This is a genomic window from Alkalihalobacillus sp. AL-G (assembly GCF_030643805.1).
Classification (GTDB): Bacteria; Bacillota; Bacilli; order Bacillales; family Fictibacillaceae; genus Pseudalkalibacillus.
This window is the reverse complement of sequence record NZ_CP094656.1, coordinates 173,045-185,965: the sequence shown is the minus strand read 5'-3', so window position 1 is coordinate 185,965 and position 12,921 is coordinate 173,045. Positions and strand designations below refer to the sequence as shown.

The 12,921-nt window shown below is 43.8% G+C and carries 22 protein-coding genes; all 22 read right to left on the bottom strand.

Translation table 11 applies throughout. The features are described from left to right. Window positions 1-48: 48 nt before the first annotated feature. Window positions 49-786 (bottom strand): tRNA pseudouridine(38-40) synthase TruA, encoded by a 738-nt coding sequence (gene truA, locus MOJ78_RS01020; RefSeq protein ID WP_304979401.1) that lies wholly within the window; start codon window positions 784-786, stop codon window positions 49-51. Between the two features lie 12 nt (window positions 787-798). Beyond that, window positions 799-1,596, bottom strand: coding sequence for an energy-coupling factor transporter transmembrane component T family protein (locus tag MOJ78_RS01015; protein ID WP_304979400.1), 798 nt, complete (start codon window positions 1,594-1,596; stop codon window positions 799-801). Then, window positions 1,593-2,459: an energy-coupling factor ABC transporter ATP-binding protein gene (locus MOJ78_RS01010; RefSeq protein ID WP_304979399.1), complete on the bottom strand. Its 867-nt coding sequence runs from the start codon at window positions 2,457-2,459 to the stop codon at window positions 1,593-1,595. Before MOJ78_RS01010 ends, MOJ78_RS01015 begins: the two co-directional genes overlap by 4 nt. Then, entirely contained in the window at window positions 2,435-3,274 is an 840-nt protein-coding gene (locus MOJ78_RS01005; RefSeq protein WP_304979398.1) for an energy-coupling factor ABC transporter ATP-binding protein, read from the bottom strand. The genes MOJ78_RS01010 and MOJ78_RS01005 overlap by 25 nt, the downstream gene beginning before the upstream one ends. Window positions 3,275-3,635: 361 nt before the next feature. Then, the gene (gene rplQ, locus MOJ78_RS01000; protein ID WP_304979397.1) at window positions 3,636-3,998 is read right to left on the bottom strand and encodes a 50S ribosomal protein L17; all 363 of its coding nucleotides are present in this window, start codon (window positions 3,996-3,998) and stop codon (window positions 3,636-3,638) included. Window positions 3,999-4,041: 43 nt separating this feature from the next. Beyond that, on the bottom strand, window positions 4,042-4,986 hold the full coding sequence (locus tag MOJ78_RS00995) for a DNA-directed RNA polymerase subunit alpha (protein WP_304979396.1): 945 nt from the start codon (window positions 4,984-4,986) through the stop codon (window positions 4,042-4,044). A gap of 184 nt (window positions 4,987-5,170) precedes the next feature. Continuing rightward, window positions 5,171-5,566 carry a 30S ribosomal protein S11 gene (gene rpsK, locus MOJ78_RS00990; RefSeq protein WP_304979395.1) on the bottom strand — a complete coding sequence of 132 codons (396 nt, stop codon included), beginning with the start codon at window positions 5,564-5,566 and terminating at the stop codon, window positions 5,171-5,173. A gap of 18 nt (window positions 5,567-5,584) precedes the next feature. Continuing rightward, a complete protein-coding gene (gene rpsM, locus MOJ78_RS00985; RefSeq protein ID WP_304979394.1) occupies window positions 5,585-5,950 on the bottom strand; it encodes a 30S ribosomal protein S13 in 366 nt (121 codons plus the stop codon). Window positions 5,951-5,970: 20 nt separating this feature from the next. Further along, window positions 5,971-6,084 (bottom strand): 50S ribosomal protein L36, encoded by a 114-nt coding sequence (gene rpmJ, locus MOJ78_RS00980; RefSeq protein WP_003322638.1) that lies wholly within the window; start codon window positions 6,082-6,084, stop codon window positions 5,971-5,973. A gap of 186 nt (window positions 6,085-6,270) precedes the next feature. Continuing rightward, window positions 6,271-6,489, bottom strand: a complete 219-nt coding sequence (gene infA / locus MOJ78_RS00975) for a translation initiation factor IF-1 (protein ID WP_304979393.1) — start codon at window positions 6,487-6,489, stop codon at window positions 6,271-6,273. Next, entirely contained in the window at window positions 6,482-6,802 is a 321-nt protein-coding gene (locus MOJ78_RS00970) for a KOW domain-containing RNA-binding protein (RefSeq protein WP_304979392.1), read from the bottom strand. Before MOJ78_RS00970 ends, infA begins: the two co-directional genes overlap by 8 nt. 16 nt (window positions 6,803-6,818) lie before the next feature. After that, window positions 6,819-7,565, bottom strand: coding sequence for a type I methionyl aminopeptidase (gene map / locus MOJ78_RS00965; protein WP_304979391.1), 747 nt, complete (start codon window positions 7,563-7,565; stop codon window positions 6,819-6,821). Beyond that, window positions 7,565-8,215, bottom strand: coding sequence for an adenylate kinase (locus MOJ78_RS00960; protein WP_304979390.1), 651 nt, complete (start codon window positions 8,213-8,215; stop codon window positions 7,565-7,567). The genes map and MOJ78_RS00960 overlap by 1 nt, the downstream gene beginning before the upstream one ends. Window positions 8,216-8,286: 71 nt before the next feature. Beyond that, entirely contained in the window at window positions 8,287-9,573 is a 1,287-nt protein-coding gene (gene secY, locus MOJ78_RS00955) for a preprotein translocase subunit SecY (protein ID WP_304979389.1), read from the bottom strand. Further along, the gene (gene rplO, locus MOJ78_RS00950) at window positions 9,573-10,013 is read right to left on the bottom strand and encodes a 50S ribosomal protein L15 (protein ID WP_304979388.1); all 441 of its coding nucleotides are present in this window, start codon (window positions 10,011-10,013) and stop codon (window positions 9,573-9,575) included. The genes secY and rplO overlap by 1 nt, the downstream gene beginning before the upstream one ends. 32 nt (window positions 10,014-10,045) lie before the next feature. Further along, complete coding sequence (gene rpmD, locus MOJ78_RS00945) at window positions 10,046-10,234, bottom strand: 50S ribosomal protein L30 (RefSeq protein ID WP_304979387.1); 189 nt, start codon at window positions 10,232-10,234, stop codon at window positions 10,046-10,048. Between the two features lie 13 nt (window positions 10,235-10,247). Continuing rightward, window positions 10,248-10,748: a 30S ribosomal protein S5 gene (gene rpsE, locus MOJ78_RS00940; protein WP_304979386.1), complete on the bottom strand. Its 501-nt coding sequence runs from the start codon at window positions 10,746-10,748 to the stop codon at window positions 10,248-10,250. Between the two features lie 17 nt (window positions 10,749-10,765). Then, the gene (gene rplR / locus MOJ78_RS00935) at window positions 10,766-11,128 is read right to left on the bottom strand and encodes a 50S ribosomal protein L18 (protein ID WP_304979385.1); all 363 of its coding nucleotides are present in this window, start codon (window positions 11,126-11,128) and stop codon (window positions 10,766-10,768) included. A 32-nt stretch (window positions 11,129-11,160) separates the two neighbouring features. Next, window positions 11,161-11,700, bottom strand: a complete 540-nt coding sequence (rplF, locus tag MOJ78_RS00930; RefSeq protein ID WP_304979384.1) for a 50S ribosomal protein L6 — start codon at window positions 11,698-11,700, stop codon at window positions 11,161-11,163. A gap of 28 nt (window positions 11,701-11,728) precedes the next feature. Beyond that, window positions 11,729-12,127 (bottom strand): 30S ribosomal protein S8, encoded by a 399-nt coding sequence (gene rpsH, locus MOJ78_RS00925; RefSeq protein ID WP_304979383.1) that lies wholly within the window; start codon window positions 12,125-12,127, stop codon window positions 11,729-11,731. A 30-nt stretch (window positions 12,128-12,157) separates the two neighbouring features. After that, window positions 12,158-12,343, bottom strand: coding sequence for a type Z 30S ribosomal protein S14 (locus tag MOJ78_RS00920; RefSeq protein WP_304979382.1), 186 nt, complete (start codon window positions 12,341-12,343; stop codon window positions 12,158-12,160). A gap of 21 nt (window positions 12,344-12,364) precedes the next feature. Continuing rightward, window positions 12,365-12,904 (bottom strand): 50S ribosomal protein L5, encoded by a 540-nt coding sequence (gene rplE / locus MOJ78_RS00915; protein WP_304979381.1) that lies wholly within the window; start codon window positions 12,902-12,904, stop codon window positions 12,365-12,367. Window positions 12,905-12,921 lie beyond the last annotated feature (17 nt).

The window sequence follows — 12,921 nt, the reverse complement described above, 5'->3', positions numbered from 1 at the left end:
TGTATCAACCGTTTTATTCGAATTTAATCCCTTGAAATTATACGTACCCTAGTAGGACACGTGCCAAAGGTAAAGCCCATGGGCGGGAGCAGTCTTTCCAGCCGCATTACGGTCCTTTGCTTCCATCATGGGAGGTAGTATGTCCGCAGTAATACGACCGCTTCCAACGTCTAAAAGAGTACCCACTATAATCCGCACCATGTTGTACAGAAAACCATTCCCTTTAACAATCACGACCAGTTCATCTGCGTCTTCAACTAGATCCAGCTTGTAAATGGTACGGACGCGATTCTTCACCACCGACTTTGTTGAGCAAAACGAGGTAAAGTCATGTGTTCCAACGAAATAACTCGTAGCCTGTTTCATTGCCTCAACGTCAAGTGCGTACGGAATATGGTACGTATAGTTACGTCGAAACACATGCGAATGCTCCCCATTGAAAATTCGGTACCGGTACTCTTTTTCAGTCACATCAAAACGTGCGTGAAAATCCGAATGCACGTTTCCCATCGATACTATACGTATGTCACTTGGCAGCTGGGCATTCAAAGCACGGATCCATCCACCTGGTTCAATCGATAAGCCAGTGTCAAAATGAAACACCTGTCCTACTGCATGGACACCAGCATCTGTACGGCCTGATGCAGTCGTTTTCACATATTCTCCTTTATGAATACGACGGAGCACTTTTTCAAGCTCTCCCTGAACCGTCCTCTGCTTAGGCTGTACTTGATAGCCAGAAAACCCTGTTCCATCATAGCTGATAATACCGCTTATCCGCTTCATTGTACTCACCCTCTAAGACCTTACTAGCACTAATGCCAAAATTAATACACCCATACTCAACAAACCTAAGGTGTCGCGAAACTTCCACCGCAATAGCCTGAGCTTTGTTCGCCCCTCACCGCCACGATAACCGCGTGCTTCCATAGCCAAAGCAAGATCCTCAGCGCGTTTAAAGGCACTGATGAATAGTGGGATCAAGAGCGGAACAAATGCCTTTATCCGTTCTTTTATCGGACCACTCGTAAATTCAGCACCTCTTGCAGACTGTGCCTTCATGATCTTTTCTGTTTCCTGTAAAAGGGTTGGGATGAAGCGTAAGGAAATCGACATCATCAAGGCAAATTCATGAACAGGGAATTTCAACCGCTTCAATGGGCCAAGTAAATCCTCAAGTCCATCCGTGATATCAATAGGTGTTGTCGTCAAGGTGAGTAAGGATGTGAGTAAAATCAAAAAGAACAATCGTAAAGCAATGAAAATCCCTTTTATTAAACCACCCTCGTGAATTTTAAACAAGAATAGATCAACCAAAACAGGACCTTCCTTTGTCATTATTAAATGTAAAAGGACAGTAAAGAGAACAATCCATAAAATCGGCTTCATCCCTTTTATCAAGTAAGAAATCGGAACCCTTGATAGAACAGCACTACCAACCGTAAAAACGCCTAAAAAACCGTAGCTCACCCAATTGTTTGCAAGAAAAACGATAAGTACAAAAATGAAGACCGAAATCAATTTTGAGCGCGGGTCCATACGATGGATCGGCGATTCTGCTGGTACATATTGACCGATTATTACATTTTGCATCATGGCCTCGTTCCCACCTTTACAACGTCGCGAACGGCCTCTAGAACCTCTTCAAGTGTAAGTGCCTGCGGCAGCTTAGTGTCAAACTGTTTCTCAAGCTTTTTTATAAAACGGAGCGATTCAGGAACATCGAGACCGATCTCCTTCAGCTTTTCTTCATATCCGAAAATCTCGGTTGGAGACCCTTGCATGAAGACCGACCCCTTCTCCATCACGATAATTTGTTCAGCGTAACGGGCAGCATCCTCCATACTATGTGTCACAAGAATGATCGAAATTTTCTTTTGTTCACGGAGAGCCGCAAATAGCCCCATCATTTCACGTTGTCCACTCGGATCAAGCCCTGCTGTCGGCTCATCCAAAATCAACACTTCCGGTTCCATCGCAAGCACACCCGCTATTGCGACACGACGCATTTGTCCTCCACTTAGCTCAAACGGGGATCGTTGTAGGTATTCCTCGTCAAGTCCAACAAGCTGTAACGTTTCCCTTGCCTTTCGCTTGGCCTTTTGTTCACTTGCACCAAAATTAAGCGGACCAAAGCATATATCCTTTTCGATTGTTTCCTCGAACAGTTGATGTTCAGGGTACTGAAAAACCATTCCGACCCGCTTGCGAACACCTCTGAGTTGTTTCGCCTTTTCATGCGGACGAATGACCGTATTCCCTGCATGAACCGAACCAGACGTTGGTTTTAAAAGTCCATTCAAATGCTGAATCAATGTCGACTTACCCGAACCTGTATGCCCGATGATTGCATAATAGCTCCCTGATGGTATATGAATGGAAACATCTTGAAGAGCACGCCGTTCCATCGGAGTTCCCTCGTTGTATAGATGGCTTACTTGCTTTGTCGATAAGTCCATAATGCTTCCACCAATTCTGTTTGAGTTAAAGTCGGCTGAGTCAGTTCAATACCTTCCTCTTTAAGCTTCTGTTGTATCGATAGTGAGAACGGTAATTCAAGTCCGGCATCCAATAAAAGCTCCGGTTGCTGAAAAACCTCTTGGGGAGAACCTGACTGTACGATTTTTCCTTGCTTCATCACAATCATTCGATCCGATTGAACAGCTTCTTCTAAATCGTGTGTAATCGACAAGACCGTGATGCCATCCTGTTTGTTCAATTTATGAATGGTCCCGAAAACCTCCTGCCTTCCTCTCGGGTCAAGCATACTCATTGCTTCATCGAGAATAATGACTGAAGGCTTTTGTGCTAGAACACCCGCAATTGCAATTCGTTGTTTTTGACCACCTGAAAGATGATGCGGCTCCTGGTTTTCATAGCCCTGCATCTGTACTTTTGATAGACTTTCCTCGATGCGCTGGATCATCTCTTCTCGGGGAACTCCATTGTTTTCAAGGCCAAATGCTACATCGTCCTTGACGGTTGTGCCGACAAATTGATTATCCGGATTTTGAAAAACCATACCAACACGTTTACGGATTTCCCATAGGTCCTTTTCACGCTCCGTCATATAGGTCCCGATTTCTACGGTTCCTTTGTTCGGAATCAACAACCCGTTTAAAAGTTTCGCCAATGTCGACTTTCCAGAGCCGTTATGTCCGACAACCGCGATCCATTCCCCTTGTTCGATTGTTAGATCAATATCCGAAAGACGGTACGGACCGTTCTCATCATACCTAAATGATGCGTTTTTTACTTTAATAAGCTCGGTCATTTCAATCCTCCTCTAAATGGAACTGACTCGACACCCTGTCAATCCCCTCTACTCGTCTATTCTCAGCTTGTATATGTTCTTCGCAATCCATTTTTCTGAAAGGATGATAACTGCGATTTGTAATTTTCCAATTATGCCCGAGACAATACAAAAGCGCATGTGCCCCTGTTTTAGGTGCGACAAGCGCTGGAAAGTGTTTGCCTAAACAAGGCTCTACAGAGGTTCCTCAAAAAGTCCAGTGTTCCTCATTTGTAATTCCTATCTCTCTTAATGAGCGAAAAAAGGGCACAGAAGCAGTATCTCAAAAGATTCTGTCCCGCCCTTTTCGCCGATGTTATTTTGCACATTATTTTGTTTCAAATTAAACTAATTCAATAATAACCATTGGTGCACCATCGCCGCGGCGAGGACCAATCTTCTGAATTCGAGTGTATCCACCCTGGCGTTCTTCGTAGCGTGGAGCAATATCACCGAATAGCTTTTGGATCGCATCTTGACCTGACTCTTCGTCTGCTACTTCCTTACGAACGAAAGCTGCAGCTTGACGACGAGCATGAAGGTCACCACGTTTCCCTAGTGTAATCATCTTATCAACTACGGAACGAAGCTCTTTTGCTTTTGCCTCAGTTGTTTCAATACGTTCGTTGATGAGTAGATCTGTTGTCAAATCACGGAGTAATGCTTTTCGTGCTGATGATACACGACCTAACTTTTGGTAAGCCATGAGAGGTCCCTCCTTTTTTGTTTATTTCTATATCTCTCTGTTTCTATTCTTCTTTTCGTAATCCGAGCCCAAGGTCTTCTAGCTTCTCCTGGACTTCTTCTAGTGACTTTTTACCGAGATTTCGAACTTTCATCATGTCTTCTTCAGACTTTTGTGCAAGCTCTTGAACAGTATTAATGCCTGCTCGTTTCAAGCAGTTGTAAGAGCGGACTGAAAGATCGAGCTCTTCAATCGTCATCTCAAGCACTTTTTCCTTCTGGTCTTCTTCTTTCTCAACCATGATCTCGGCCTTTTGAGCCTGATCCGTTAAACCGACGAAGATATTCAAGTGCTCTGTTACAATTTTTGCCCCAAGCGAAACAGCTTCTTCAGGTCGAATACTACCATCTGTCCAAACATCGAGGGTTAATTTATCATAGTTTGTCACTTGACCGATGCGAGTGTTTTCAACCTGATAGTTCACACGGGTAACTGGTGTGAAGATCGAGTCAATCGGAATGACACCAATCGCCTGCTCTTCAGTTTTATTTCCTTCAGCCGGAACATAACCCCTGCCACGCTTTGCAGTAATCTTCATTTGAAGATGAGCGTCCTTTGAGAGAGTCGCGATGTGGAGTTCAGGGTTTAACACTTCGACATCACTATCGTGTGTGATATCAGCAGCAGTTACGACCCCGTTACCTTGAACATCGATCTCAAGGGTTTTCTCTTCCTCAGAGTAGATTTTCAACGCAAGTTTTTTCAAGCTTAAGATAACTGTAGTAACGTCCTCTACAACACCTTCAATCGTTGAAAACTCATGCAACACTCCGTTGATTTGAACAGAAGTCACAGCAGCTCCTGGAAGAGAAGACAACAGAATACGACGCAAGGAGTTGCCCAGCGTGATTCCATATCCACGCTCTAGCGGTTCAACAACAAACTTCCCATACGCGGCATCGTCGCTGATCTCTACCGTTTCAATTCTTGGCTTTTCGATTTCAATCATTCAACAAAACCCTCCTTCAAAACGTCGAACCCCGGTCAGACCCCGTCGATCTAACCGAAATCCCTTAATAGGTAGTCCGAGTAATAACCTATTAGTATGCGTTGCTCGTTAATTCTTCATACATAACCATTATAGACAGGTTTCCAAATTGTAATACTTTAGGATTCCAAGAATCCCTCAGTGATTATACACGGCGACGTTTTGGCGGACGGCATCCATTATGAGGAACAGGTGTTACGTCACGGATAGCAGTTACTTCTAGTCCAACTGCCTGAAGAGCACGGATTGCTGCTTCACGTCCAGCTCCAGGGCCCTTTACAGAAACCTCGAGAGTTTTCATTCCGTGTTCCATTGCTGTCTTTCCAGCTGATTCAGCAGCCATCTGTGCAGCAAATGGAGTGGACTTACGGGATCCTTTAAATCCAAGGTTTCCGGAAGAAGCCCAGGATACTGCGTTTCCGTGCATATCAGTGATTGTAACAATCGTGTTGTTGAACGTTGAACGGATATGCGCGATACCACTGTCAATATTCTTTTTTACACGACGCTTACGAGTGTTCGTTTTACGTTGTTTAGCCATGTGAGTATACCTCCCTTACTATTTCTTCTTATTCGCTACTGTACGACGTGGACCTTTACGTGTACGAGAGTTGTTCTTCGTATTTTGTCCGCGGACTGGAAGACCACGACGATGACGAATGCCTCTGTAGCTTCCGATTTCAATTAGACGCTTGATGTTAAGGGATACTTCACGACGAAGGTCTCCTTCAACTTTAAAGCGGTCAACGATTTCACGGATTTTAGTCAATTCTTCTTCTGTAAGATCTCTTACACGTGTTTCCTCAGAAACACCAGCTTCAGCAAGAACTTGTTGAGCTGTTGACTTCCCGATACCGAATACATAAGTTAGTGAAATGACAACTCGCTTATCACGAGGGATGTCGACTCCTGCAATACGTGCCATTTAATGAACACCTCCTGTTCTTAGCCTTGTTTTTGTTTATGCTTTGGGTTTTCACAGATTACCATAACGGTTCCTTTTCGGCGAATAACTTTACATTTTTCGCAGATCGGTTTGACTGATGGTCTTACCTTCATTCCAAATACCTCCTTATGCCACGGACTCGTTACGTTCTTGGTTGAACTTCATTAGCTATTCACATAACGTGAATTAGATAATCGAAAATCCTTTAGAGCGAGGCACTTTCAATTCAAATTAACCGTTTCACTCACTACAGTTTTGACAGCTTAATCCAGCCGCAAACACGATTTAACAGTAAATGTCTATTTGTATCGATACGTGATCCGGCCACGTGTTAAATCGTACGGAGACAATTCTACGGTTACTTTATCGCCTGGCAGAATACGAATATAGTGCATACGAATCTTACCAGAAACGTGAGCTAAGATTTTATGTCCGTTTTCAAGCTCCACTCGAAACATAGCATTCGGCAGTGGATCGATAACGGTTCCTTCTACCTCGATTACATCTTCTTTAGCCATCGATTTGTTCTCCCTTCTCAAGCAAATCGGCTTGATCATTCAAGAATTTCGACACGGCAAACCGCAATTTCCCGTTTGTCACACGTCCTGTTTCATCGATGCTTCGCTTAACTTCGGGCGAAATATATTGAAACAGCTCAAGATGATTGATGTTCTTTTTCTTTGCCCGGTCATGTTTTCGTTTATCACCGTCAGCGATGAGGACGAATTTATCATCCACGATACTCACAACAATACTCACCTGACCAGCATCCCGTCCTCGCAATATTTGGACCAATTGCCCAATCTGCGGAACCGGCTCGGATTCACTCACCATTTATCACCTTCACTTAGGTTTTCGTTAAAATTTCGAAACCACCCTCAACAATTGCAATGGTATGCTCGAAATGTGCACAGTTTTTACCATCCTGCGTAACTACGGTCCAGTTGTCTGCTAGTGTCCGAACATATCGTGATCCTGCGTTTATCATCGGCTCGACGGCAAGAACCATTCCCGGCTTCAGCCTTGGTCCTTTTCCTGGCGGTCCAAAATGCGGGATTTGTGGATCCTCGTGCAAATTTTGTCCGACTCCGTGGCCGACGTATTCCCGAACTACCGAAAAGCCTTGTGTTTCAACATACGATTGGATCGCATGAGAGATGTTTGTGAGCCTTTCTCCAGGCTTCGCTTCCGCAAGACCTTTATATAACGATTGTTCAGTAACGTCTAAAAGCTGCTGGTTCACATCGGAAATTTCCCCGACACCGTATGTCCAAGCTGAATCCCCATGATATCCGTTATATTTCGCACCGATATCGATTGAGATGAGGTCTCCTTCTTTCAACACTTTTTTACCTGGAATCCCATGAACAAGCTCTTCGTTGACTGAGGTGCAAATACTTCCAGTAAAACCATTATAGCCTTTAAAGGAAGGAATTGCATCGAAGCTGCGAATGAACTTTTCTGCAATGGAATCAAGTTCCTTTGTTGTGATTCCTGGTTTAATGTGCTTCTGAAGTTCCTGGTGTGTCAGAGCAACGATCTTCCCTGCTTCACGCATGATGTCGATTTCCCGAGGAGTTTTATTAATGATCATTACTTCAAACCTCCAAGGAGTTGATCGATGTCAATGAATACCTTTTTAATCCCCTGATTTCCATCAATGTTACGGAGATAGCCTTTTTGATCGTAAAACGTAAGAAGCGGTTTCGATTGTTCGATATTTACTTCAAGTCTGGTTTTAACTGTTTCTTCATTATCATCTTCACGCTGATAAAGCTCTCCGCCGCACTTATCACAAACGCCGTCATTTTCAGGCGGGTTGAATATGGCGTGATAGGTTGCTCCGCATTGCTTGCAGATTCTACGGCCAGTCAAACGTTCCATCAACTGTTCTTTATCGACATCGATATTTAAAACAAAATCGATTGAACGATCCATATCAGAGAGGATGTTTTCAAGCGCTTCAGCCTGTGCGACTGTGCGGGGAAACCCATCAAGTAAAAAACCGCTCTGACAATCGTCTTTCCTCAACCGTGCTTTTACTATTCCGATTGTGACGTCATCCGGGACTAAATTACCTGCATCCATAAACGATTTGGCTTTTAGTCCAAGTTCGGTCCCTTCTTTAATAGCAGCTCGGAACATGTCACCTGTTGAGATATGGGGGATCCCATATTTATCAACGATCTCTGCGGCCTGGGTTCCCTTTCCGGCACCTGGCAGACCCATGAGTACTAGATTCATCTAATCCCTCCATACGTCACAAAAACGTACGTTGTAAAGAGACAGGGGAAGATCGTTTCCCCGGTTCCCTTTTATTTAATAAAGCCTTTGTAATGACGTTTAATCAATTGGCTTTCGATTTGCTTCATCGTATCTAATGCCACACCGACTACAATCAGTAAGCTAGTTCCACCGATTTGTAGTGCTTGAGGCAGGTTTGCAATTTTAATAAAGAATATCGGTAAAATAGAGACAAGTGCCAGGAATAATGCACCAACAAAGGTGAGTCTGTAAAGTATACGGACAATGTACGTTTCTGTATTCTTACCTGGACGAATTCCCGGAATGTATCCACCTTGCTTTTTCAGGTTTTCAGCCATTTGCTCTGGATTGACCTGTATGAACGTATAGAAATACGTAAATCCGATGATCAAGGCTGAATATACGACCATACCAATCGGTGTTGTATAGTCAAATGTTCTTTGAATGAACAAGGTTACCGCATTCTCCTCAAAGAATCCAGCAATCGTTGGCGGTGCGATGATCAAGGATATCGCGAAAATCACTGGAATTACCCCTGCTGCGTTCACTTTGATTGGCAGGTGTGTTTGCTGCCCGCCAACCGGCTTGTTGTTTGCGACGCGCTTTGCATATTGGATCGGTATTTTACGTAAGCCCTGTTGAACAAAGATTACGAAGACCGTCAATGCAAGTGTCACAAGAAGGATCAAGAGCACTTTTACAACACTGATAAAGAGTGTCTGTTCACCTTCGAACTGCTGAGCATAGAACTGATTGACTGCCCCAGGGATCGCTGCAATGATACCAGCAAAGATCAGAATCGAAATTCCGTTCCCTATCCCTTTCGTAGTGATCTGTTCACCCAACCACATAAGGAAGGCTGTTCCAGCAGTAAGCACTAAGGCGATTAATAAATACGTCGGAATACTTGGGTTTGGAATTAGCCCAGGAAAAATGTTGTTGAATCCAATCGACATTCCGATCGCCTGAACGAATCCGAGAACAATCGTACCATAACGGGTAAATTGAGCGAGCTTTCGTCGACCAACCTCACCCTGCTTCGACCATTCTGTAAACTTCGGCACAACATCCATTTGTAATAACTGAACAATGATGGATGCTGTAATGTACGGCATGATACCCATTGCAAAAATAGAGAAATTCGCCAGGGCACCGCCGCCAAATGTGTTTAGAAATCCAAACACACTCATTTGGTTTTGAAAGTCAAGCACTGTTTTGTCTACATTCGGTACTGGAATGAATGTTCCAATCCGAAAGATGACAAGAATTGCCAGAGTAAAAAGTACCTTATTTCTTATATCACTTACGCGCAAAATATTGGAGACTGTACGGAACATTACATCACCTCAGTTTTTCCGCCTGCAGCTTCAATGGCTTCTTTGGCAGACGCAGAAAACTTATGTGCTTTAACCGTTAGTTTGGTTTCAAGCTTGCCGTTTCCTAGAATCTTAACTCCATTTCTTAACTTGCTGATTACGCCTGTTTCTAGGAGTAGTTCAGGAGTTACTTCTGTTCCTTCTTCAAAACGGTTTAATTTCTCAACATTCACAACTGCATATTCAACACGAGTTGGGTTTGTGAAACCGCGTTTTGGTAAACGTCTTGCAAGTGGGTTCTGTCCACCTTCGAATCCAGGTCTTACTCCACCGCCAGAGCGGGAGTTTTGTCCTTTATGGCCTCGTCCACTTGTCTTTCCGTTACCAGAACCAATTCCACGTCCAACACGATTGCGGTTGCTACGAGAACCTTCAGATGGCTTCAATTCATGAAGTTTCATTTTCGGCACCTCCTCATGGATTATATCGTCTATTACGCATCAATTTCTTTAACAGTTACGAGATGTGATACTTTCCCGACCATACCACGTATCGCAGCGTTATCTTCATGTACGACTGTCTGGTGCATCTTACGCAATCCAAGTGTCTTTACAGTTACACGTTGGTTTTCCGGACGGCCAATGATACTACGAGTGAGGGTGACTTCTAATTTCTTAGCCATTTAAAATCCCCCCTTAACCTAATAGTTCTTCTACTGATTTGCCGCGTAATTTCGCAACATCTTCAGCTCGTTTTAGATTGCTAAGTCCTTCAATTGTAGCACGGACCATGTTGATCGGGTTGTTCGATCCTAATGATTTCGATAGGATGTCACCAACTCCTGCTAATTCTAGTACCGCACGTACTGGTCCTCCAGCGATAACTCCAGTACCTTCAGATGCAGGCTTCAAGAATACTTTACCTGCTCCGTAGCGTCCAGTGATTTGGTGAGGAAGAGTTGTGCCTACGATTGGAACATTTACAAGGTTCTTCTTCGCATCTTCGATAGCCTTACGGATTGCTTCAGGTACTTCCTGAGCTTTACCAGTTCCAAATCCGACATGGCCGTTCTTATCTCCAACTACCACAACCGCAGCAAAGCGAAAGCGGCGTCCACCTTTAACAACCTTTGCAACGCGGTTTACGGTAACAACACGTTCTTCAAGTTCTAGTTTATTTGGGTCAATTCGACGCATGATTTTCCCTCCTTCTATTAAAATTGTAGTCCTGCTTCGCGGGCTGCATCTGCTAACGCTTTAATGCGTCCATGATAGAGATAACCGCCTCGGTCGAATACTACTTCTTTATGTCCAGCTTCAACTGCACGCTTTGCGACTGCTTCGCCGACTTGTTTTGCAGCTTCAACATTTCCACCATACTCTACATCCACATTAGAATCTAATGTAGAAGCAGAAACTAACGTTACTCCGTTTTCGTCATCGATCAATTGTGCATAAATGTGCTTCGATGAACGGAATACGTTCAAGCGTGGACGTTCTGCTGTTCCGATAATATTACGGCGAACACGAGCGTGTCTTTTTTTACGCGAAACATTCTTATCAGCCTTTGTAATCATCCTACGCCACTCCTTTCCGTAATCTTGCGTTCCTATTTACCAGTCTTACCTTCCTTACGGCGAACGTATTCTCCTTCGTAACGAATACCTTTACCTTTGTACGGCTCAGGAAGACGTACAGAGCGAATATTCGCTGCAACAGCACCAACACGTTCTTTATCAATACCTTTTACGATTACTTTCGTATTTGCAGGTACTTCAATTTCAATTCCTTCTTCCGGAACGATTTCAACCGGATGAGAGTAACCAACGTTCAACACAAGCTTGTTGCCAGTCTTGTTTGCACGGTACCCTACCCCGACTAATTCGAGGGACTTTTGATAACCGTTCGTTACACCCTCAATCATATTGCCGATCAGGCTGGCAGTTGTTCCGTGAAGAGCCTTGTGAACCTTGTTTTCACTTGGACGTTCAACAAGCACTCGGCTTTCTTCAATGTTAATTTTCATATCTGGGTTGAACGTACGAGTCAATTCACCCTTAGGTCCTTTTATTGTTACAACGTTGTCGTCATTCTTGTTGACGGTTACGCCGTTTGGAATTTCAAGTGGTTTGTTTCCAATACGAGACATTCAGCTGCACCTCCATTCTTTCTTTCGATTACCAAACGTATGCTAAGACTTCTCCGCCTACTTGTTGTTGGCGAGCATCTTTATCTGTCATAATTCCTTTTGAAGTTGAAACGAGTGCGATTCCGAGACCACCGAGTACACGTGGTACTTCGTAAGCTTTCGCATAGACACGCAGGCCAGGCTTACTGATTCTCTTAAGTCCAGTAATAACACGTTCGTTGTTTGGACCGTACTTCAAGAAAATACGAATAACACCTTGCTTGCTATCTTCGATGAACTCTACGTCACGGACGAATCCCTCGCTCTTAAGGATTTCTGCGACTTCTTTCTTTAGTTTAGATGCAGGAACCTCGAGCTTAACGTGACCTACAGTATTTGCATTACGAATACGAGTTAACATATCTGCAATTGGATCTGTCATGACCATTACTAATTACCTCCTTCCCGACAATGGGGTTTACCAGCTGGCTTTTTTGACGCCAGGGATTTGACCTTTATAAGCAAGTTCGCGGAAACAAATTCTGCAAAGCTTGAATTTACGAATTACGGAATGCGGACGTCCGCAGCGTTCACAACGTGTATATTCTTGCACTTGGAACTTCTGCTTACGTTTTTGTTTAGCGACCATAGATTTTTTCGCCACAGTTTTCCCTCCTTTGGCTCACTATTTTTGGAACGGCATACCAACTTGAGTCAGTAGTTCACGAGCCTCTTCATCGGTGTTCGCAGTGGTTACGATTACGATGTCCATACCACGAACCTTGTTCACTTTATCATAATCGATCTCTGGGAAAATAAGCTGTTCTTTAACACCAAGTGTATAGTTTCCACGACCGTCAAAGGATTTCTTCGATACACCGCGGAAGTCACGCACACGTGGTAATGAAACGCTGATCAACTTGTCGAGGAATTCGTACATACGCTCACCGCGCAATGTAACCTTTGCTCCAATCGGCATTCCTTCACGAAGCTTAAATCCTGCTATTGATTTTTTCGCTTTCGTGATGACTGGCTTCTGACCAGAGATTTCAGTCAGTTCTTCAACAGCAGTGTCAAGAACCTTTGCGTTAGAAACAGCATCACCGACACCCATGTTGACTACGATTTTTTCAATCTTTGGTACTTGCATCACAGATTTATAGCTGAACTTCTCTACGAGAGAAGGAACGATTTCACTTTTGTATCTTTCTTGTAGACGATTCATTTTTGGTAACCTCCTTT